This window comes from Nocardia fusca NBRC 14340 (genome assembly GCF_001618425.1).
GTDB lineage: Bacteria > Actinomycetota > Actinomycetes > Mycobacteriales > Mycobacteriaceae > Nocardia > Nocardia fusca.
In genome coordinates, this window is record NZ_BDCU01000027.1 from 72,404 (window position 1) to 91,872 (window position 19,469).

Sequence of the window (19,469 nt, forward strand, 5' to 3'; positions counted from 1 at the left end):
TTCTCCTGTCCGAAACCCGACAGGAGAGACTGTAATAGATAGTTCCGTTGCAGACAATCTATTGGAGATCTATTGCCGGGCGCGCCGCGCCGCCGACGGCGCCTCCACCGCCTCGGCCAGATGGCCCTCGGTCAGATTCCGCAGCGCGCGCACCAGAACTTCCCGATCCCCCGCGGGCAGCGAGCCGAGCGCCGCACGGTGCACGCCGTCGACGATCCGCTGGCTGCGCTCGGCGACCTCCCGCCCCCTGTCGGTGACGGCGATGATGCGAGCCCGCCGGTCCGCCGCGGAAGGCCGCCGTTCGGCGAGCCCGGCCCGCTCCAGCGCGTCGACGGTGACCACCATGGTGGTCTTGTCCATATCCCCGATCACCGCGAGTTGCGCCTGGGTCCGCTCCCCCTCCAGGGCGTGGACGAGCACGCAGTGCATCCGGGCCGTGAGCCCGATCTCCGCCAGCGCCGCCGCCATCCGGGTGCGCAGGACGTGACTGGTGCGGTCGAGCAGAAACGACAGGTCCACTTCGGCGCGGACGGGAGCCATTGCGGTCATACGCCCATGATAGTTCCGTTGCGGATCTTCTGCGGCGAACCATCCGAGCATGGGCGGCCGCGCGCGGTTCGCCCGAGACCGCGGCCACCGCCTCCGGCCGAGACTGCGAATGAGCGAAAACACCGCCACCCCGGCCATGGGCCGCTTCGCACCCACCCGTTCTAAGACCCGGTGATCGCCCCGACCCGCGAACGACTGTGACGGTCCGCGGCCGTCTTGTATTGCGCCCGAGTACGTCGATCGCTACGAGAAAGCCCCGTCGGCCACCCCTGTCGTCGCGGGCACCTGCACAGCCGCCGGAACGAACTGGTCGGCAATCCACCGAGCCACACCGTCCGGGTAGGGAGCCGGCAACCCGAGCACGATATGACCGAACCCGGCCGCGAGCGCTTCATCGATCGCGCTCCGTGTGCTGTCCGGCCGCTCGTAGGAGACCGGCAGGAAGATCGACCGGCCGATCTCGGCCGGATCACGGCCGATATCGGCGCAGTATCGATCCAACCGGGCGCTGCGGTCGACGGCATCGCCGATATCACCGCCCGGAATGTTCCACAGATCGGCGTATTCGGCGACAACGCGCAGTGTCGCATCGGATCGACCGCCGATGACGATCGGCGGATACGGACGCTGCACGGGTTTGGGATTGCCGAACGCCCCGGTGAGCCGCACGTGGGCACCCTCGAAATCAAAGGGCGCGTCCGCGGTCCACAGGCGGCGGATCACCGCGCACGCCTCGGCGAGATTCGCTACCGAGTCGCCGAAATCGGCATAGGGCAGACCGTGCGCCTCGTACTCCCGGCGGGCCATCGGCAGGCCGGGGCGGGACCCGGCGCCGATCCCGAAGTCCAACCGGCCGCCGGCGACGATATCGACGGTGGTGGCGATCTTGGCCAGCACGGCCGGCGGCCGGAACCGATTACTGGTGACCATCAGGCCGAGGCGCAACCTGCCGGTCTGCGCCGCGAGCGCGGACAGCAGCGTCCAACCCTCGAGGATGGGCCCGTTCATGTCACCGGCGATCGGCAGCAGATGGTCGAACAGCCAGGCGTGTTCGATCTCCGGGACAGCGTCGGCCTCTTGCCAGACGCGCAGGATATCGGCGTAGTCGACCTGCATGGGTGCGGTCATGATGCCGAAGCTGGGACGGGTTGGGTGCGCCATGGGATGGTCGGCCTTTCAGCACAAGGGGATGGGTGAGAGAACGCCGGACCGAGCCCCTCGGGGGCGAACCGGGTCGATCGTTCTGCGGGTTTCTGGCATCCTGAAAGCGGAACAATGTTCCGATAACCAACATACGGAACATCGTTCCGCTTGCCAAGCGAAGTGAGAGGATAGCGCCCAATGGCGGCAGAGGGCAGCAGGGTGCAACCCCCCGAACAGCGGAAACGCGCCGACGCCCGGCGCAATCAGGCAGCTCTGCTCGACGCGGCCGCCGCGGCCTTCGTCGCCGCCGGCGTCGATGCACCCGTCCGCGATATCGCCGCGCGCGCCGGAGTCGGTGTCGGCACCATCTACCGGCACTTCCCCACCCGGTCCGACCTCGTCGTCGCCGTCTACCGCCACCAGGTCGAAGCCTGTGCCGAAGCCGGCCCCGCTCTACTGGCCGACAGCCCCACCCCGTTCCTCGCTCTGACTCGCTGGATCGATCTGTTCGTCGACTTCCTGGTCACCAAACACGGTCTCGCCGAGGCGCTGCGCTCCGACAACGCGGCCTTCGAGCCCCTGCACGCCTACTTCATCGACCGCCTGCTCCCGGTCTGCGCCCAACTGCTCGATGCCGCGACCGCGGCCGGCGAGATCGTCCCCGATACCGACACATACGAACTCATGCGGGCAGTGGGGAATCTGTGCATCGGCGCGGGTCACGACCCCCGCTACGACGCGCGGCGAATGGTCGGGCTGCTGCTCGAAGGATTGCGCGCCCGCTAGGCGTCCGGCCCGGTAGCCGCCTCCGAGCGCCGGGGTATGCCGTACCGGAAGGACCCGGCCGCGACAGCCCCCGGACCCCGCTCTGCCCTAGAATTGCCATACAACTCGAAGCGCTCACCTGTTCTTCCTGCGATGCGCACCGTCACCGTGTGGTGCGCGAATGAGTGCGTCCGCCCGCGCGGCGGTTTCGCACCGAAACTCCGATCCGAGGCGGCGCTCATGACAGACGTCGACTATTGCGTGGTAGGTGGGGGATTTGCCGGACTGACCGCCGCCCGGCGGTTGAAACAGGCGGGCCGCACAGTGACCGTGCTGGAAGCCCGCGACCGGCTCGGCGGGCGCGCGTTCACCGAAACCCGGCCCGACGGGTCGTGGATCGATCGCGGCGGCGCGTGGATCGGCCCCGGCCAGGACCGGATCCGCGCGCTGATGCAGGACTACGGGGTGGCGAGCTACAAGCAGTACACCGACGGTGAGGCGATGATGCTCGTCGACGGCAAGCAGTATCGCTACACCGGCACGATCCCGTGGTCGATGAGCCCGTGGGTGGCGATGAACCTCGGCGCCGCGCTCCTCGACCTGGGCCATCTGTGCAAGTCGATACCACTCGACGCGCCGTGGACGGCCGAGCAGGCCGACCGCTGGGATCGCCTCACCCTGGCGCATTGGCTGAACACCCACGTCGTATCCAAGGCCGCGCACGAACTGCTCGAAACCGCGATAGCCGGTGCCTACACGTCCGCCGCGTCCGAGGTGTCGCTACTGTTCGCCCTGTATCAGATGGCATCCGGCGGCGGTCCCGGTTTCGTTCTGGGCATCGAGGACGGCGCCCAGGATTCCCGGCCGGTGGGCGGGATGGGCGCGGTCTACTGCCCGATGGCGGCCGAACTCGGCGACGCGGTCATGCTCGCCCAGCCCGTCCGCCGCATCCGGCAGGACGCCGACGGGGTCACAGTGTTCTCCGGCAAGATGACGGTGCGCGCCCGCCGGGTGATCGTGACGGTTCCGCTGGCGATCGCGAGCCAGATCCGCTACGAACCGATACTGCCGGTCGACCGGTCGCTCCTGCATCAGCGGATGCCGAGCGGCGCCATCATCAAGATCTCCCTCGTGTACGACGAACCGTTCTGGCGCGCGGACGGGTTGTCCGGACAGTCGGCGGCGCCGGGGTCGCCGGCCACCATCACCATCGACGCCTGTACCGATACCGGCCGTCCCGGCGTCCTGTGCGTCATCGTGGAGGGGCCCATCGCACGGCAGATCGGCCGGCTCGACCCCGCCGAGCGGCGGCACACGATACTCGACGCCCTCGCGGAACGGTTCGGCGACAAGGCCCGCACCCCGGCCGACTACATCGAGCAGAACTGGAGCGCCGAACGCTATTCCGGTGGCGGGATGCTCAGCCACGCGCCGACCGGCGTGCTGACCCAGTTCGGCCCCGCCCTGCGCGCACCGTGCGGACGCATCCACTGGGCCGGCACCGAAAGTTCCGCGGTGATGTGCGGGTGGGTCGACGGAGCCGTGCGGTCGGGTGAGCGGGCGGCGGAGGAGGTACTGGAACACGAGATCGTGACCGCGTCCGCGGCTCGCGCCCCCCGGCCCGAGTGACAGCAGTCCCCGGCGACCGGATCGGAGGAACGTGCCGGCGGAAGCAGCGACGTGACATGCAAGTGACTACTTGCCTATAGTGGTAGCGTGAGCGAAAGTACCGACCCGGCCGATGTGTTCCGCGCACTGGCCGACCCGACTCGGCGAGTGATTCTCGACGAACTCGCCGAACGGGACGGGCAGACACTGTTCGAACTGTGCGGCCGGTTGACCATGCGCCACCAGCTGTCATCCACCCGGCAGGCCATATCCCAGCATCTCGACGTACTCGCCGGCGCCGGCCTGATCCGGACGAGCCGGGAGGGCCGGTACAAGTTCCACTACCTCGAGCGAGAACCGTTGCGGAATCTCACCGACCGCTGGCTGAAGGAGTAGGAATGCGGATCGACGTGACCAGCGTCTGGGTCGACGACCAGGACAAGGCACTCACCTTCTATACCGACACACTCGGCTTCGTGAAGAAGACCGATGTCCCGGCCGGCGAGTACCGCTGGCTGACCGTCGTCTCACCGCAGGCGCCGGACGGGGTGGAGCTGCTCCTGGAACCCGACGCCCACCCGGCCGCCAAACCATTCAAGAACGCGCTGGTAGAGGATGGAATCCCGTTCACCTCCTTCGCGGTCGACGATGTGCACGCCGAGTACGAGCGGCTGCAAGGGCTGGGTGTGCGCTTCACCCAGCCCCCGGTGGACCACGGGCCGGTGACCACCGCGGTCCTCGACGACACCTGCGGCAACCTCATCCAGATCGCGGAGCACAAGGGCTGATTCCCCGGCGCCGGCACTCCCGAGTCCTCGGCGCGATCCCGGGCGCGGAGCCCCCGCGGGACCCGCGCCGGGGACCGCCGCGTCACCTTCGGCGTTCCTCGATCGGCGGCGCGCCGGGCATCTCATCACCCCGGACCTGGGCCGCGATGCCCTCCGGGAGCCGCCACCGCGTCCCGTCGCTCAGAACCGCTCTTTGTGCCCACGCAACCAGTCGGCGAACGTGCGTGCGGACCGGCCGAGGATCCGTTCCACGGTGCCGTCCGGGATCCGCGCCTCCGGCGGCGGGTCGGCGTGCCAGCCCACCACGTACTCCGCATCGGCCCGGGACACCCCTTCGCGCAGCATTCTTTCGATGGCCCGTTCGCGGCCGATCTGCTCGAAGGCGATATCACGGCCGAGCGCACCGGCGAGCAGCGCCACCCGTTCTCCGGTGGTCAGCGCTTCGGGGCCGTTGAGGTTGTACGCACGACCCGCATGCCCGTCCTCGGTGTGCGCGATCGCCGCCACCGCACCGAGATCGCCCTCGTGCACGACCGCGCTCGGCAGATCGAACGGTTCCCGCACCACCCCCTCCGCGCGAACGGATTCCGCCCAGGTGAGCGCATTGGCCATGAACTCCTGCGGTTCCAGCCGCGTCCACGCGACCCCGGACCGCTCCACCGCCGACTCGGCCGGGCCGACGTAACCACCCCAGAGGATGGTAATCCGCTCGACCCCGGCGGCGACCGCGCGCCGGACCAGTTCGGGTCCGGTCCCGGCCACCCCGGCCGTCACGGTGATGTGCAGCCCGGTGACGCCGTCCAGTGCCGCGTCCAGCGCCGCGGGCTCGGTGTGCGTACCCGTCACCAGTTCCGCGTCCGCGGGCAGCAGCGTCGCGGCCCGTCGCGGATCACGGGTCAACGCCCGCACCTTCTTTCCCCTGCGCAGCAACTCCGACACCACATGTTTGCCGGTGTTCCCGGTTGCGCCCGTTACCAATACCGTCACGTCGACTCCCTTCCGAACGCGAACGCTATGACCTAAACAAAGGTTGAGGTCAATTCCCGGCGGAGGCGACCGCGGAGGCGCACACTCCGGAATTACTGCCCATGGGCACCAAGCGCCGCACACCGCGGCGCGGCAGGCGGCATACTCGGACGCAGCATCGGTCACTCCGGCGGGCGAGGAGAAGGAAGTGCAGACCAGTACTGTTCTCGCGGACCTCTTACGGAAGCAGGTACTGCCCGAGGTCGGCCGGCCGGTCGCTGACGCGGCGGACTACGCGGCGACAGAAATGCGCAGAGTGGGCGGCAACCTCAACCGAGAAGTGGCGCCGCGCAGCCTGGAGGCCGACGCGGAGGGCGCCCGCCATGTGCGGCACGCGAGCACCGAGGACCCGGCCGATGCCGACCTGGACGACGCGAACGCGGTGATCGAGCGGCGGTCGACCGAACTGGGGTTGCGTTCGGCAGGAGAGCGCGCGCTGGAATCGAGCCTGCTCATCGACGCACCTCTGCACCGAATGGCACTGATCCGCGACCAACCACACCCGGAACTACTGTTCGGCGACGGTGAATGGGCCGGCTACCTGGACGCCCGCGCGTTCGCCCGGCAGCACGGCTCCCAGGAGCTGTCCATGTCTTTCCTGACCGAACTCCACCAGCGCCTGGCACGCTTCTGCCCCGACGCGTCCGGCGGACTCTTCGCCGATCGCGAGCGGTGGGGCACCCAGAGCCGGCGGCTCACCGATGAGGAGATCGCGCAGGTCGACGCGAACCCATACCTGGAATACCTGCCACCGGGCACCGGCGGTTTCCTCCTCGACGGCGGCCTGAAATATCGCATCTCGACACCGGAAGCCGCGCGGGCGGAACTCGAATCCCTGTGCGCCTGGTACAACGACGTCCGTGTCCGGCCCGGTTTCGACCCCTACGCCCTCGCCGCCGAACTCCAGCAGCGCGCCGTATCCATCCACCCCTGGCAGGACTACAACGGCCGGTTCTCCCGCCTGCTGATGAACTGGTCGCTCGAATGCGACGGCCTGCCCCCGGCCGCGCTGCACGATTTCGACAATGACGTTTTCTCCAGCACCCTGGACTGGGCGGACGCGGTACGAACCGGCAGTGAAGACTTCGCGGAGCGGGCACATCGCCTCGAGAGCCGTGCGGGCGAAATGGACCCGGTCGAATTGTTCGACCTGGCCGGAGACTACGAACACTACCGCGCGCTCGGCCGGTCCACGGCCCCGTTCGGCTGCGGCGACTACCAGGACATCGAAGGCTGCCGCAGTCAGCTGGCCCAATTGCGCGCGATACCCCGGGATTCGTAGCGAGGGCGTCCAGCGCCGAAGCTCCGCAGCACGCATGACCACCAAGTCCGCGGCTATGCGTCGTACCCGTATTCGGCCGAGGCCCGCAGCCGGGCGACCTCCGCGGCCAGGGCCGTCCGCAGCTCCTCGTGCTGCCGCCCGAGCGCGGTCGCCGGGTCGTGCCAACGCCCGTCCGGATAGACCCACACCGGATTGCCGGTGATCTCCCCGGGTTCCCAGTCGTACCGAGGCCAGATGTGGGCATGCAGGAAATGGTCCGTATTGCCGAGGATCTCGATATTGGTGCGCCGGTATCGCGGGTCGCGCGCCGCACATACCGCTTCGACCGCGGTGGCGATGAGATCGACATCGGCCAGGAACCTCACCCGTTCGCCCCGGGGCAGGTCGGTGAGCCGGTCGACGCCCGGCATTTTGGTCAGAGCGAGCGAGTAGCCGGGCAGGAACTGGACATCGCCGATCACCGCGAACGCCGCGTCGAGCTCGGCGAAGACGGTCGGGTTCCAGCCCTCGATCGCGGACCGCACGCGATCGTCCCTCCAGTCGTTCACAGCTCGCGACGCCGCGGCGCAGCTCAGGACTTGCGACCGACCGCGGCGTAACCGGGGACCTTCGCGTCCATCGACTTCGCCGGTTCGATCGGCGGCCGCCACCGGTGGATGGGCACCACACCGGGTTCCACTGCGATATGCGGCTCGTGCGGGTTCAGGCCGGACCGTTCCATAACGGTCAAGATACATAACCGACAACCGTTTTCGTACGCCCGAGGCGCGCGGCCGGATCGTGACGGCGAGCGCACCGGAGCGGGTGATTCCGACGATCTGCCAGGATGACCGCATGAGAACCATGACCCGCCCCGGGACGATCTCCGCCGGGACCCTGGTTCTGCTGGCCGCCCTGTATTTCGCCCAGGGACTGCCGTACGGGTTCTTCACCCAGGCGCTGCCGGTGGTGCTGCGCGAATCCGGTTTCTCGCTGATCGAGATCAGCGCCACCGGAATCCTGTTCGCGCCGTGGGCCCTGAAATTCCTGTGGGCGCCCTACGTCGACCACTACGGCACCCGCCGGCAGTGGCTGCTGACCCTGCAACTGAGCGCGTCGGCGGTGACACTCGGGCTCGCCTGCCTGGACCTGTCGGCGTCGCTGCGCGTGCTGCTGGTGGGCATCGCCGTGGTCAACGCGATATCGGCGACCCAGGATGTCGCCACCGACGGGCTCGCCGTCCAACTCCTCGGGCCTCGGCAACGCGGCCTGGGCAACGGGATCCAGGTCGGCGCGTACCGGATCGGCATGATCGTCGGCGGCGGCGCGCTGCTGTGGCTCTTCGCGCTCGCGGGGTGGCGCATCCTGTTCGTCGCGATGTCGATTCTGTTGCTGCTCACGGCGATTCCGGTGTGGTGGTCACCGCGGACCACGATCCGCAGCACCTCGGAGAAGGCGCCGTCGAGCCCGAGCCGGTTGACCGTCGGATGGTGGCAGCGGTTGCGCCGGCCGGGCATGCTCACGTTCATCCTGCTCATCGGGGGCTTCGAATTCGGCGATTCGATGGGCTCGGCGATGGTCGGGCCGTTCATGTCCGACACCGGGCTCACCCTCGGGCAGATAGCCCTGGTCAAAGGGGTCCTGTCCTCCGCCGGCGCGCTCGCGGGCGCGGCCTTGGGCGGCTGGCTGTGCTACCGGCACGGCCGGCGGCGCGCCCTGCTGATCGGCGGTGTCACGCAGACCCTCAGCTTGGCCCTCTATCTGCTCGCCGCGCTGGGAGTCGGCGGCTTCGAGCTGATCGTCACCGCGAGCCTGGCCGAACATATCCTCGGCGGTGCCGCGACCGTGGCGGTGTTCACCCTCATGATGGACGCCGCCGACCCCGACCACGCCGGCAGCGACTACACGCTGCTGGCCTGCGCGATCGTGGTGGTGCAGGGCATCGCGGGGTTCGCGGCGGGGACGGTCGGCGAGTTGCTCGGGTATCCGGCGCTGTTCGGGTCGAGCCTCGTGCTGTCGGGAATCGGTTGCGCGGCATTGATCATGGCGACGGATCGAGGCGCCGGACCGGCCGGGGTGCACGCGGTGTGGGCGGCCCCCGGCCCCGCGACGCACCGATCCGCAACCTGATCCGGACGATGTCAGTCCGGCGCCAGTACACCCCCGAGGGCTCGGCGTAGCAGAGTTTCGAAGAGCTCCCCCGGGTCCGCGTCGCGGTTCGGGGTGCCGAGCGCGTCGGCAAGATATGGATGGTGCCCCGCCTCGGCGATCCTGTGCATGTAGGCCGCCTGGGCGATCCGGCGCGATTCGGTCGCTGTCCGAGCGTCGAGTTCGGCGCGAGCGAACTGCTGGGCGAGCGCGTTCAGGACCGCGACCGTCTGCAGTTTCACCTGCCCGGGAGCGTCGACCGACGCCATGGCGCGTAGCGCGTACTCGAGATAATCGATTCCGCGAGGTCCGACACGTAACGGCTCGATCGGGATGTCGAGCAGCCACGGGTATGTCAGGTACACACTCTTCGCCCGGACTCCCAACGCGGTGAGATCGTCGATCGCCACTCCGGTCAGCGGTACATCGAGGTCGATCTCCCCGGCTGCGGCGTCGACCATGAGGTCGAGCACGTCGTCACGACCCGATACATAGCGGTACAGCGCCGATTGACTCACCCCGAGCTGCTGCGCGATCCGGCGCGTGGAGACAGCGGCCAACCCGCCCCGACCGGCGAGTTCGATCGCCGCGGCGGCGAGTTCCTCCCGGCTGTGTGAGGGGGCCGGCCCGCGCCTGCCGTCGGGTCGCTCCCAGACCGTCGGGTCGGCCTTTTCGGACTGTGCCACTCGCCATACCCCTCTACTCACCGGTGTCTGCCAGGCTCTATTCTAAACTGCGTTCAGTGAACACTATTTATGGGAGGTGCCGGATGCCAGCACACGCAGCCTGGGAACCACGACGATGGGCGCGCAACGGAGCGGTACGCCTCGCATTCGACCGGTACCTGCCGGAGCGAGGCGGTGAACCGCTGCTGATCGCCACCGGGCTGGGCGCCAACCGGCACTGGCTCCCCGACGGGTTCTGCGAGCAACTGACCGAACACGGTTTCGCCGTGGCGCGCTACGACCAGCGCGACAGCGGCGAATCCACCCACCTGCCGCCGACGGCCGTGCGGAACCCGATCACCGCGCTGCTCACCCGGCGCGGTGCGGACTACACCGCCGAAGACATGGCGGACGACGCGGTCGCGGTACTCGACGAACTGGGCTGGCACTCGGCACATGTGCTGGGGGTCTCCCTCGGCGGGGCGGTCGTTCAGCGACTCGCCCTTCGACATTCCCCTCGGGTGCGGACCCTGACCTCGGCCGACGCCGTCCCCGGCGACGTCACCGGACTGCGCACACTCCGCTACATCCGGTTGCGCACGCTCGCGAAGTTCGCCCGGGTGAAGTTCCCCGACACCCGGGAGGGCGCGATCGAGGCAGGAGTCACGGTAGCGAAACTGCTCGCCTCGCCGCGCCACGAATTCGACGAAACCGCGGTGCGAACGCGGTTGGAAGCCGAGCCGGACAGCGGGATCCACGACGCGCAGGCCCAGAGCCGGCAGATCGCGGCCCGGTGGAGCGGCCCCGCGATCACCGAGATCACCCGGCCCACCCTGGTCGTGCACGGCGAGGACGACCCGCTGATCGTTCCCGGCGCCGCCCGCGCCATCGCGTCCCGCATACCCGGCTCGCGCCTGCTCATACTGCCCGGAGTGGGGCACGACCTGCCCGAACACGCGTGGCAGCCGCTTGCTACCGCAATCCGCGAGCTGGCGGACGGGAGCGCACGATGAACTCGGCCGAACCCGGCGCGCAAGGCTATGGACCCGGGGTGAGGCGCCCGCGGCGCCGTGCTTCCGCTCGCCGACGTGACGAAGAGCCACGCCGACCGCGCTCTCGTGCTCGAACCGCCGGCCGGGCGCGCGGCGGGCACGCGGTGCGTTGGCCGCCGGGCAGCCCGGCAGTGCGCTATCGTCGGCACCCCGATGGACACCGGCCGCCCGAGCGACAGCGCGCCCTGACGCTCGGTACCGACCCGACGTGCGGTAGCAGGGAGGCATTGTGGACATTACCCAGCTGATCCTCGACGACCATCACGAGCAGCGGCGACTGTTCGCGATCCTGGAGCAGATCGATCGCCGGGAGACCGGCGTGCTCTCCGCGATCTGGGACAGGCTGGCGGCCTTCCTCGAACTGCACGCGCAGGCGGAGGAGGAGATCTTCTATCCCGCGCTGCTCCAGGTGGGTATCGCGGCCCGGCGCGCGGCGGGGGTGGAGGCGGAGACCATCGATGCCGTCCACGACCACAACGAGATCAGGGACGCCGTCGCCGAAGTCGCACGTCATCGAGTCGGCAGCGATGACTGGTACACGGCCGTAGCGGCAGCGAACACGGCCAACAGCGATCACATGGCCGAGGAAGAGCGCGAGGGCCTGACCGATTTCCGCCGTCTCGCGGGGTTGTCGCACCGCCATCGTCTGGCCGTCGCCTTCGCCGCGTACGAGGCGCGGAACTACGCCGGCGTCCGCCCGGTCGACAAGGATCCCGTCGGCTACGTCCGCGCAGCGGAGAAAGAGCTGCGGGGCACCGCGAGTGGCTCCCTGAGTGTCGGCACCCTGAAGCGGGCCCGACCCGGTGGCCCCGCCGCTGCTGCCGGCTGAGCCGACGGTTCCGGCAGCGACGCATAATCGTCGACGGTCATGGAGTTGTGGACGCGGGCGCTCTCGGTGGTGAGACGGAGGAAGGCTCGACCGGCCCCCGCGGGCACGACCGAAAGCAGGCGAGGCTCTGGACCAGTCCCCGCACCCCGAGGCGGGACGTGGGGATCAGGGTTTTCGCCGCACTCGGCCTGCGGCGCGCTCCTTGGAGGAGCTAGCTTTCGCGACCCGAGCAGTGATCGCCCCGACTTCACGCTTCCAGCGTCATATGCAGCAGCGGATACGGCCTCCCCGCCTCGTCGTGATCGCTCCGTCCGACGACGACGAACCCGCGCCGCATATAGAAGCGCACAGCCTGCTCGTTCTGTTCGTTCACGTCCACCCGCCGCACCCCCTGCGCGCGGACCGCGTGCGCGAGCAGCTCGCTCCCGGCACCGCGACCCCGGGCGTCGGCCGCGACGAACAGCATGTCGAGGCTGTCCCCGGCCGTTCCCGAAAAGGCGATCACCCGGCCGTCGACATCCATGACCGTGAGCCGGACCTGGGGAAAGTACACCTCGATCAACCGGCTCTCGATGGCCACGCGGTCGGCTTCCGCCAGAAAGTGATGGGTCGCCATCACCGCACTTCGCCACACATCGACCAAGTAGCCGTATTCGGCCGCACCGCGGCAGTCACGCAGGTGGGATCGCGGCGACGGGGTCTCCTCCGCCCGCAAACCTTCGTCCATACCGGAACTCCATCACGTCGCTGTCCGCCGGTACAACGCCACCACGTCACCGGCGGCCACGACGTGGTCCACCCCCTCTATTCGGACCTTGCCGCCGCCTTCTCCACGGCCGTCGACGACGCCGCCTCGGACTCGGTCCCTCATCGGCTACCGCTTCGGCCTCGAGGGACCCGCGCCCGAAGTCTTGCGTTGGCCGAACGCTGTCGAATACATTCAGGGCGTCCGTACAGGACGATCGACCTACAAGGAGCGGCCCGTGTCATCTCCGGCGGCCCAACGCGGCCGAGAAGTGCGCCGACGGCTACTGACCGCCGCCGTCGAACTGATCCCCGAACGGGGTTGGACGGCGGTGAGCACGCGTAATCTGGCCGAACACGCAGGCGTGACGCCCAGCGTGGTGCACTACCACTTTCCGTCGCTACAGGCATTGCTACGGGAGGCCGTGACCGAAGCCCTGAACCGGGCGGCTGCCGAACTCGAAGCATTGTTCGACACCGCAGGAACAGCGGACGGCCTGATCGAGGCACTACTCGCCGGCGTGGATTCCTTCACCGGGCAGGAGTCGACATCGCTGCTGCTGGTCGAGGCGTACCTGGCCGCTACCCGGGACGACTCGCTGCGCGAAGCCATAGAAAGCACGCTGTCGGCTACGCGTACACGTCTCGCGCACCGCTTGGCCGACAGCGGCGTTTCGGACGCCGAGTCCACCGCAACCGTTCTGCTCGCCACCCTGGACGGTCTCGTCCTGTATCAGGGCCTGGGTGTCGCCCCTGGCGGCCCGGCCACCGTACTGAAGCGGCTCGTCGCCGACAGCGGAAAGCGATCCGGTTCCGAACCAAAGAATGCCTGGAGATGGTCGTGACCAATTGGATTGCTCGTGTGCGGCGATCATGGGCCGAGTTCGTAGGGCCGGAAGCCACCCGCACGAACAACATACTGACTCTCGCCGCCGGCGCGGCCGGACTACTCGGCCCGGCACGGGTCGCCCGGCGCAAGGGCGCCGGACCCAGCGCGACGGCACTCGTTTCGATGCTGGGAGTCGACCTGGTAGGTGGGGCATACGTCAACAACACCAAGGCATGCGCCCGCTGGTACGAGCGCCCCGGGCAAGAAGCGAAACATCATCTCCGCTTCGCCGCACTCCATATTCACCCCGCGGTGATCGCCTACCTGGACAGCAACGTCGAACGACAGCCGAATGCGGTGCGGTGGGCGACGGCCCACTACACATACATGATGTTGTCCACCTGGGCGATCAGGAACGTGCCGGAGCACCGACGAAGCCTCGGCGTGACCCTGACAGCGGGCGGCCTCCTGCTCGATCGGGCGCTCGGGCCTTCGGAGGTCGCCCCGTGGTTCGCCTGGACGTACTACCCGAAACTTCTTCTGGGACATGCCGCGACCGCTCTCTGGCGCGAAAGAGATCTGGACACGGAATAGGTATCGAGCATCGGCGACAGGTTCCTGGCGGCGATCGATGTCTGCGCCGACAGCCGCGCGTGTGACTTGACTTGGAGTGCTCTCCAGAGCTCAGCGTCGGAGGCCCCCGCCGGCACACCGAACCCTGCTGACGAAACGACCGACCACCACCCGCACGCCTACGGATGGGATCAGCGGGTCGGCAGGTGCCGAATATCCAGGTGATGGCACAGCTGCGGGGCAGGCGCATTCGGGCTTGCCAGCGATCCGGGAGTTACCATTATGAACGGTTCGAGTAACAAGCGCGATTCCTGTGCGATGTGTTCATACAACATCAAACCAGGAGGTTCGAAATGCTGTCTGCGAAGCGACTTGCCGCCGGCGCCGTCGTTGCCGGAGCGACTGCGGCCACTGTGCTCGCCGGTGGTGGCGTGGCCCAGGCCGACGTACCGGTGTGGCAGGCCAACTGTCACGTCTACAACGTCTTCAACACCGGCGGGATGGCCAATTGCGAGCTGCCGACCTGGCATCAGGTGAAACTCACCTGCGTCGCGTGGCCCGTCCCGTTCACCTACTGGAAGTACGGCCCGGTGCAGTACGGGCAGAACCAGTCCTGGGCCAGTTGCGACTCGTTCAACGCACTGACCAGGATCGAGGTTATCCAGGCCTGAATCGTGGACCGGTCTGCGGCACCCACTTCTCCGAGCACGCCGACCCCCGCTGCCGCAGCAGACGCTCCGAACCTACGACCGCTCCCCACCGAGTCTCCCGAGGGGGATCAGTAGCGGCGTCGGCAGCAGCGGGGCACCCGCTCAGCAAATCTCCGTGCAAGCGAGGGGTCGCCGGCCCGATCTGCTCTACCCGCCCGGGTATTCCGCGTGGATATCGCCACCGAACAATTTCCAGTAGAAGGCGTTCATCCGCGCGGCGGCAGGGGCGTGGCGGGTCAGGATCGAGGCCACGACCGGCGAGACGTCCTCCGGGATTTGTCCAGCTGCGCAACGGAGTACGTACTCGTTGCGAGCAACGGGGCCGCCGGCGATCGGCATCGGTATTCCACAGACGTCGGTCACCAGCCAGTTGACCAGTCGCATGGCGGCGTAAGAGGCGTCATGGGTGATATGGCGTTCGGCGAAGTCGCGTTCGGCCGGCGACAGATCGAAACGCGGTGAGGTAGCGAGCCCGAAGTCGGTGAGATAGATCCGCTGCCCGTCGGTGCGCATGTTACCGAAGTGGCCGTCCATATGCAGCAGCTGCCGATCGCCCAGGAATGCCACGATCTCCGAAAACTGCTGTTCGACCACGGCGGCCTTGCCTACCGGGTTCTCGCGCAGCCAATCCGGCAACGGACGCGGGATGTATTCGCAGAACAGCACGAGGCTCGACGGTGCGGCGGCCAGTGCCTCGAGACGCGCACGCACAGCTGAGCACCCGCCATATGCGGCGACCACAGTGTCGATGTCCGCGTGTTCGGCGGCGATCGGCGAGCGGCCGGGGAGAACCCGCCAGTGGTAGAGCATCGGGAACGAGTGCGTCTCGCCGGCCAGAACACCGTCGGTGACGAGGATGTTCGCGGCCAGCTCGCGCCATGCGTTGAAGCTCGGGCCACCGATGCCGTATTGGCAGGACACCGGCAGGCCGAACAGGTTCGCGGTGGAGCCCCGGTGCGCGAGTTCCCGATCGGTCAGCGGAATTCGCTTGGCGAACACCGGCACGCCGTCGACGTCGAGGACGGCCGAACCGCCGCCCACTCCCACGGCGTTCGACCGGCTCCTGTCCACTAGCGCGGCGAGTTCGATACCACTGCACGAGGACAGGAAAGCCGAGAGTTCCCGGTGACGGTCGCTCCTGGCAGTTGTCATCACACAATCCTGTCACCGGCCGGCAGCTGATTACTTTCGAATTCGCATTCCGCCCAGGCGTATTCGGCTCGATTAGGCTGGCGGTCATGAAACAGCCGGACCCGGGCTCTCCGTTGACGTTCGATGAAGCACTGCTGATCGCACGCGACCTGGCGCAGGATTCCCGCACTCTCACCCCCTACAGCCATCGAGGACTCGAGACTGCCCGCTACGGACGGGGTTTCGCTTTCCTGCAGACGATCGGCACCGACCGCGGCGATATGGACGGCTATGTCCTGGTGACCACGACCAGTTACGGCAGCGGGCTGCTATCGGTGGGCGGAAGCACCATCGACACGGTGATCGCCGAGCACCTGGCCCGAGCCGAACATGCCAACAGGGATATTCCCGACAGCGAGCTCTCGATGGCGCACCGCGTTGCGCTGGAGGCCTACGACCTGGGCCTCACGCGCATCAGCGAGATGCCCGGGCGCAGGAAAATCGGTGCCGCGACAGCCGACTATGCCGAGTTCATTCTCATCGCCCTGCGGCGCAGCGGCAACCGGGGCGATTCCGGGCGTACTATTCTCGCCCGCAATGATTTCCTGATGCAGAGTCCTGCCGCCGGGCGTCGATACACCCAACCCTGCCCGCGCTGCGCGCGGCCGGCGATCTTCCAGGAACGCTACCCACGCGCGGTCTGCGATCACTGCCGGAGCCGCACCACCGACCACACCGGGCGCCGGGTCACCGGTTTCAACACCCATTTAAGCGGCGGAATGATCGCTTACTACACCGACACGCTCGGGGACTCGGACGGGTCGGACTCCCACAAGGAAGCATGCGTCGAGGTGACCCGAACCGGTGTGTGCTTTGTCGACGGGCAGCCCGCGACCATGCAGGAGGCACACTTCGGTGGAATCGTCGTCCAGATGGCGTCCGACTACCGGCCACGTCGGAGATGGCTCGGTAGGGGTCTTCGCAATCGCTGACCAGCCACCACGCACGGGTTCGGCGGCAATACGACATCGCGACGGAGAATCGACCGGTAACAGGCGCCACCGAGTGGCCGAATATTTCTCCAGCGCACATCCAATTGGTGACGGAGTGGTCCGAACTCACCTGATCGGATTTCTGCGGGCAGCTGTGTGCGAGCTCGGTGCCTCCCGTGCTGTGTCCAGCGTCTGACCACTGCCGCCGACCCGAGACACCGCGCTCTCACTCGCCGCGGTTCCTGTTCCACAGCTGGTGCGTCAGACCGCTGGATGTGCTGATGGATTCGACACTGAACCGCTCTTCCAGGCCGGTGAGGTGATCCCAGATCCGGACACCGGCACCGAGCACGATCGGAATGATCGATATGTGCAGAAAATCGATGAGATCGGCCTGGAGGAACTCGCTCACGGTGGACGGCCCGCCGCCGATCCGGACGTCCAACCCGCCGGCCGCGTCTTGCGCCAAGCGAAGCGCCTCCTGCGGCGAGGCGTCCACGAAGCGGAAACTGGTGCCGTTGTCGAACTCGAGTGTTTCGTGCGGGTAATGGGTCAGAACGAAGACCGGGGTGCGGAAGGGCGGCGCATCTCCCCACCACCCATGCCAGCCGTCGTCCGGCCATTCGCCCGCCTGCGGGCCGAACTTGCGACGACCCATGACCTCCGCCCCGACACCCTGGCCCCACAGACTGAACATGGCGCGGTCCACGGTCACCGGTTCGTCGATTCCGTGAATGCCGTGGATGACGCGTCCGTCGAATTTGCCGAAGAGCGCCGCCGCTCCGCCGATCGGCGCTTCGAACGTCACGTGATCACCGGCGGCATACCCGTCCGAGGAGACGAACAGGTTGTGGACTCGCGTCCGGGACATAATGGCTCCAATACAGGTGGTTGCAAAATAAAATCACTCACACCGTAGCGTAGAGTGATTTCAGTCTGCAATCACTTCGGAGGTCAGATGGCGAGAGGACAGCCCCGATCCGGGTGCGCGATCAATGCGGCGGTCGAGGTGCTGGGCGACGCCTGGAGCCTCATCGTGCTTCGCGACATCGTTTTCGGCGGCCGCCGACACTTCCGCGAGCTCCTGACGCGCAGCGACGAAGGCATCGCGTCGAACATCCTCGCCAACCGCCTCCGAACCCTGGTCGAGGAGGGCCTGCTTTCTCGTGACGATGCGACGCGGGGGCAGCGGGCGACGTATTCACTCACCGAGGCAGGGATTCGGACGGTTCCGGTGATGGTGGCCCTCGGGACCTGGGGCATGAATCATCGACCCACGTCACCCGCATTGAGCGTGCGCGCTCGCATCCTGGCCGAGTCCCCGGACCTCGTCGACGACCTCATCGACGAACTCCGCGAGATTCACCTCGGCATTCCGCGACCCGCCCCCGAACGCCCTCTCGCGTCCGAACGACTGCAGCAGGCGTTCGAGGCCGCCACGGAGAAAGCCGGGGCATGGTCCAGTGACAGCGACGCGCACGAACCGGCAACCTCGAACGCCGACGTCTGAACCTTCGTGCGTCCCAACGCCTTCACAAGGAGGCCCTGGGGTCGAACCGAAAAGCGACTACACGTTGAAGCGGAACTCGACTACGTCGCCGTCGGCCATGACGTAGTCCTTGCCCTCCATCCGAACCTTGCCCGCCGCCTTCGCCGCGGCCATCGATCCCGCCTCGACCAGGTCGTCGAACGCCACCACTTCGGCCTTGATGAACCCGCGTTCGAAGTCGGTGTGGATGACCCCGGCCGCCTTCGGCGCGGTGTCGCCCTGGTGGATCGTCCACGCCCGGGCCTCTTTCGGGCCGGCGGTGAGGTAGGTCTGCAATCCGAGGGTGTGGAAACCGGCGCGGGCCAGGGCGTGCAGGCCGGGTTCGGTCTGGCCGATGGATTCCAGTAGTTCCGTCGCGGATTCCTCGTCGAGTTCGAGGAGTTCGGATTCGACCTTGGCGTCCAGGAACACCGAATCCGCCGGGGCCACGGAGGCTTTCAGTTCGGCGACCTTGGCTTCGTCGCTGAGCACCGATTCGTCGGCGTTGAAGACGTACAGGAAGGGCTTGGTGGTGAGCAGGGACAGCTCTTTGAGCAGGTCGCCGTCGATCTCCTTCGCGGCGTGGAACAAGGTCCGGCCGCTGTTGAGGATTTCCTGGGCCTGCTTGGCGGCGTCGGCGTAGGGTTTGCGGTCCTTTTTGACCTTGGCTTCCTTCTCCAGGCGGACGACGGCCTTTTCGAGGGTCTGCAGGTCGGCGAGGATCAGTTCGGTTTCGATGACCTCGATATCGGAGGCCGGGTTCACCTGGCCGTCCACGTGCACCACATCGTCGTCGGCGAAGACACGGACGACCTGACAGATGGCGTCGGCTTCGCGGATGTTGGCCAGGAATTTGTTGCCGAGGCCGGCGCCCTCGGAGGCGCCCTTCACGATGCCGGCGATATCGACGAAGGAGACCGTCGCGGGGACCGTGCGGGCGGAGTCGAAGATCTCGGCGAGCTTGTCCAGGCGGGGGTCGGGCAGCGGAACCACGCCGACATTGGGCTCGATGGTCGCGAACGGGTAGTTCGCGGCGAGCACGTCGTTGCGGGTCAGCGCGTTGAACAGCGTCGATTTTCCGACGTTGGGCAGGCCGACGATTCCGAGGGTGAGACTCACGAGGACAGC

23 protein-coding genes are annotated in these 19,469 nt (G+C 67.6%); 13 read left to right on the forward strand and 10 right to left on the reverse strand.

All coding sequences use genetic code 11. The annotated features are described in order from the left end of the window. Positions 1-69: 69 nt before the first annotated feature. Both NF4_RS15920 and NF4_RS15925 read right to left on the reverse strand, forming a co-directional pair. The gene (locus tag NF4_RS15920) at positions 70-549 is read right to left on the reverse strand and encodes a MarR family winged helix-turn-helix transcriptional regulator (RefSeq protein WP_063128114.1); all 480 of its coding nucleotides are present in this window, start codon (positions 547-549) and stop codon (positions 70-72) included. 243 nt (positions 550-792) lie between these two features. Then, complete coding sequence (locus NF4_RS15925; protein WP_232330492.1) at positions 793-1,677, reverse strand: LLM class flavin-dependent oxidoreductase; 885 nt, start codon at positions 1,675-1,677, stop codon at positions 793-795. A gap of 213 nt (positions 1,678-1,890) precedes the next feature. Between NF4_RS15925 and NF4_RS15930 the strand changes: the two genes are divergently transcribed. From NF4_RS15930 to NF4_RS15945, 4 genes are all read left to right on the forward strand, one after another. Next, entirely contained in the window at positions 1,891-2,478 is a 588-nt protein-coding gene (locus NF4_RS15930) for a TetR/AcrR family transcriptional regulator (RefSeq protein ID WP_063128116.1), read from the forward strand. A gap of 219 nt (positions 2,479-2,697) precedes the next feature. Continuing rightward, positions 2,698-4,086: a flavin monoamine oxidase family protein gene (locus NF4_RS15935; RefSeq protein ID WP_063128313.1), complete on the forward strand. Its 1,389-nt coding sequence runs from the start codon at positions 2,698-2,700 to the stop codon at positions 4,084-4,086. Positions 4,087-4,173: 87 nt separating this feature from the next. Then, a complete protein-coding gene (locus NF4_RS15940; protein ID WP_063128117.1) occupies positions 4,174-4,461 on the forward strand; it encodes an ArsR/SmtB family transcription factor in 288 nt (95 codons plus the stop codon). A 2-nt stretch (positions 4,462-4,463) separates the two neighbouring features. Further along, positions 4,464-4,853, forward strand: a complete 390-nt coding sequence (locus NF4_RS15945) for a VOC family protein (protein ID WP_063128118.1) — start codon at positions 4,464-4,466, stop codon at positions 4,851-4,853. Positions 4,854-5,033: 180 nt separating this feature from the next. Here the strand turns inward: NF4_RS15945 and NF4_RS15950 are convergent, their stop codons facing one another. Then, a complete protein-coding gene (locus NF4_RS15950; protein ID WP_063128119.1) occupies positions 5,034-5,840 on the reverse strand; it encodes an NmrA family NAD(P)-binding protein in 807 nt (268 codons plus the stop codon). 187 nt (positions 5,841-6,027) lie between these two features. Between NF4_RS15950 and NF4_RS15955 the strand changes: the two genes are divergently transcribed. Next, complete coding sequence (locus tag NF4_RS15955; RefSeq protein ID WP_063128120.1) at positions 6,028-7,161, forward strand: Fic family protein; 1,134 nt, start codon at positions 6,028-6,030, stop codon at positions 7,159-7,161. 53 nt (positions 7,162-7,214) lie between these two features. Here NF4_RS15955 and NF4_RS15960 read toward each other — a convergent pair whose 3' ends face one another. Further along, positions 7,215-7,685 carry an HIT family protein gene (locus NF4_RS15960; RefSeq protein ID WP_232330493.1) on the reverse strand — a complete coding sequence of 157 codons (471 nt, stop codon included), beginning with the start codon at positions 7,683-7,685 and terminating at the stop codon, positions 7,215-7,217. A 47-nt stretch (positions 7,686-7,732) separates the two neighbouring features. Then, entirely contained in the window at positions 7,733-7,882 is a 150-nt protein-coding gene (locus NF4_RS37790; RefSeq protein WP_157120349.1) for an SAM-dependent methyltransferase, read from the reverse strand. A 113-nt stretch (positions 7,883-7,995) separates the two neighbouring features. Here NF4_RS37790 and NF4_RS15965 point away from each other — a divergent pair, with 113 nt between their 5' ends. Further along, positions 7,996-9,270 carry an MFS transporter gene (locus NF4_RS15965; protein ID WP_063128122.1) on the forward strand — a complete coding sequence of 425 codons (1,275 nt, stop codon included), beginning with the start codon at positions 7,996-7,998 and terminating at the stop codon, positions 9,268-9,270. A gap of 11 nt (positions 9,271-9,281) precedes the next feature. Here NF4_RS15965 and NF4_RS15970 read toward each other — a convergent pair whose 3' ends face one another. Continuing rightward, positions 9,282-9,974 (reverse strand): TetR/AcrR family transcriptional regulator, encoded by a 693-nt coding sequence (locus NF4_RS15970; RefSeq protein ID WP_063128123.1) that lies wholly within the window; start codon positions 9,972-9,974, stop codon positions 9,282-9,284. A gap of 83 nt (positions 9,975-10,057) precedes the next feature. On the opposite strand from NF4_RS15970, the gene NF4_RS15975 reads away from it, so the two are divergent. Both NF4_RS15975 and NF4_RS15980 read left to right on the forward strand, forming a co-directional pair. Beyond that, the gene (locus NF4_RS15975; RefSeq protein WP_063128124.1) at positions 10,058-10,966 is read left to right on the forward strand and encodes an alpha/beta fold hydrolase; all 909 of its coding nucleotides are present in this window, start codon (positions 10,058-10,060) and stop codon (positions 10,964-10,966) included. A gap of 268 nt (positions 10,967-11,234) precedes the next feature. Then, the gene (locus NF4_RS15980) at positions 11,235-11,834 is read left to right on the forward strand and encodes a hemerythrin domain-containing protein (RefSeq protein ID WP_063128125.1); all 600 of its coding nucleotides are present in this window, start codon (positions 11,235-11,237) and stop codon (positions 11,832-11,834) included. 247 nt (positions 11,835-12,081) lie between these two features. Here the strand turns inward: NF4_RS15980 and NF4_RS15985 are convergent, their stop codons facing one another. Then, the gene (locus NF4_RS15985; RefSeq protein ID WP_063128126.1) at positions 12,082-12,561 is read right to left on the reverse strand and encodes a GNAT family N-acetyltransferase; all 480 of its coding nucleotides are present in this window, start codon (positions 12,559-12,561) and stop codon (positions 12,082-12,084) included. A 256-nt stretch (positions 12,562-12,817) separates the two neighbouring features. Here NF4_RS15985 and NF4_RS15990 point away from each other — a divergent pair, with 256 nt between their 5' ends. From NF4_RS15990 to NF4_RS16000, 3 genes are all read left to right on the forward strand, one after another. Further along, on the forward strand, positions 12,818-13,423 hold the full coding sequence (locus NF4_RS15990) for a TetR/AcrR family transcriptional regulator (protein WP_063128127.1): 606 nt from the start codon (positions 12,818-12,820) through the stop codon (positions 13,421-13,423). Further along, positions 13,420-14,001 carry a hypothetical protein gene (locus NF4_RS15995; RefSeq protein WP_232330494.1) on the forward strand — a complete coding sequence of 194 codons (582 nt, stop codon included), beginning with the start codon at positions 13,420-13,422 and terminating at the stop codon, positions 13,999-14,001. The genes NF4_RS15990 and NF4_RS15995 overlap by 4 nt, the downstream gene beginning before the upstream one ends. Before the next feature lie 332 nt (positions 14,002-14,333). Beyond that, complete coding sequence (locus NF4_RS16000) at positions 14,334-14,651, forward strand: hypothetical protein (protein ID WP_039826496.1); 318 nt, start codon at positions 14,334-14,336, stop codon at positions 14,649-14,651. A 186-nt stretch (positions 14,652-14,837) separates the two neighbouring features. On the opposite strand, the gene NF4_RS16005 is transcribed toward NF4_RS16000, so the two are convergent. Continuing rightward, entirely contained in the window at positions 14,838-15,842 is a 1,005-nt protein-coding gene (locus NF4_RS16005) for a BUD32 family EKC/KEOPS complex subunit (protein WP_063128314.1), read from the reverse strand. 86 nt (positions 15,843-15,928) lie between these two features. Here NF4_RS16005 and NF4_RS16010 point away from each other — a divergent pair, with 86 nt between their 5' ends. Then, positions 15,929-16,813, forward strand: coding sequence for a hypothetical protein (locus tag NF4_RS16010; protein WP_063128129.1), 885 nt, complete (start codon positions 15,929-15,931; stop codon positions 16,811-16,813). 226 nt (positions 16,814-17,039) lie between these two features. Here NF4_RS16010 and NF4_RS16015 read toward each other — a convergent pair whose 3' ends face one another. Continuing rightward, a complete protein-coding gene (locus NF4_RS16015) occupies positions 17,040-17,684 on the reverse strand; it encodes a dihydrofolate reductase family protein (protein ID WP_063128130.1) in 645 nt (214 codons plus the stop codon). Positions 17,685-17,822: 138 nt separating this feature from the next. Between NF4_RS16015 and NF4_RS16020 the strand changes: the two genes are divergently transcribed. Beyond that, positions 17,823-18,323 carry a winged helix-turn-helix transcriptional regulator gene (locus tag NF4_RS16020; RefSeq protein ID WP_232330495.1) on the forward strand — a complete coding sequence of 167 codons (501 nt, stop codon included), beginning with the start codon at positions 17,823-17,825 and terminating at the stop codon, positions 18,321-18,323. 57 nt (positions 18,324-18,380) lie between these two features. Here NF4_RS16020 and ychF read toward each other — a convergent pair whose 3' ends face one another. Next, positions 18,381-19,460, reverse strand: coding sequence for a redox-regulated ATPase YchF (gene ychF / locus NF4_RS16025; protein ID WP_063128132.1), 1,080 nt, complete (start codon positions 19,458-19,460; stop codon positions 18,381-18,383). Positions 19,461-19,469 lie beyond the last annotated feature (9 nt).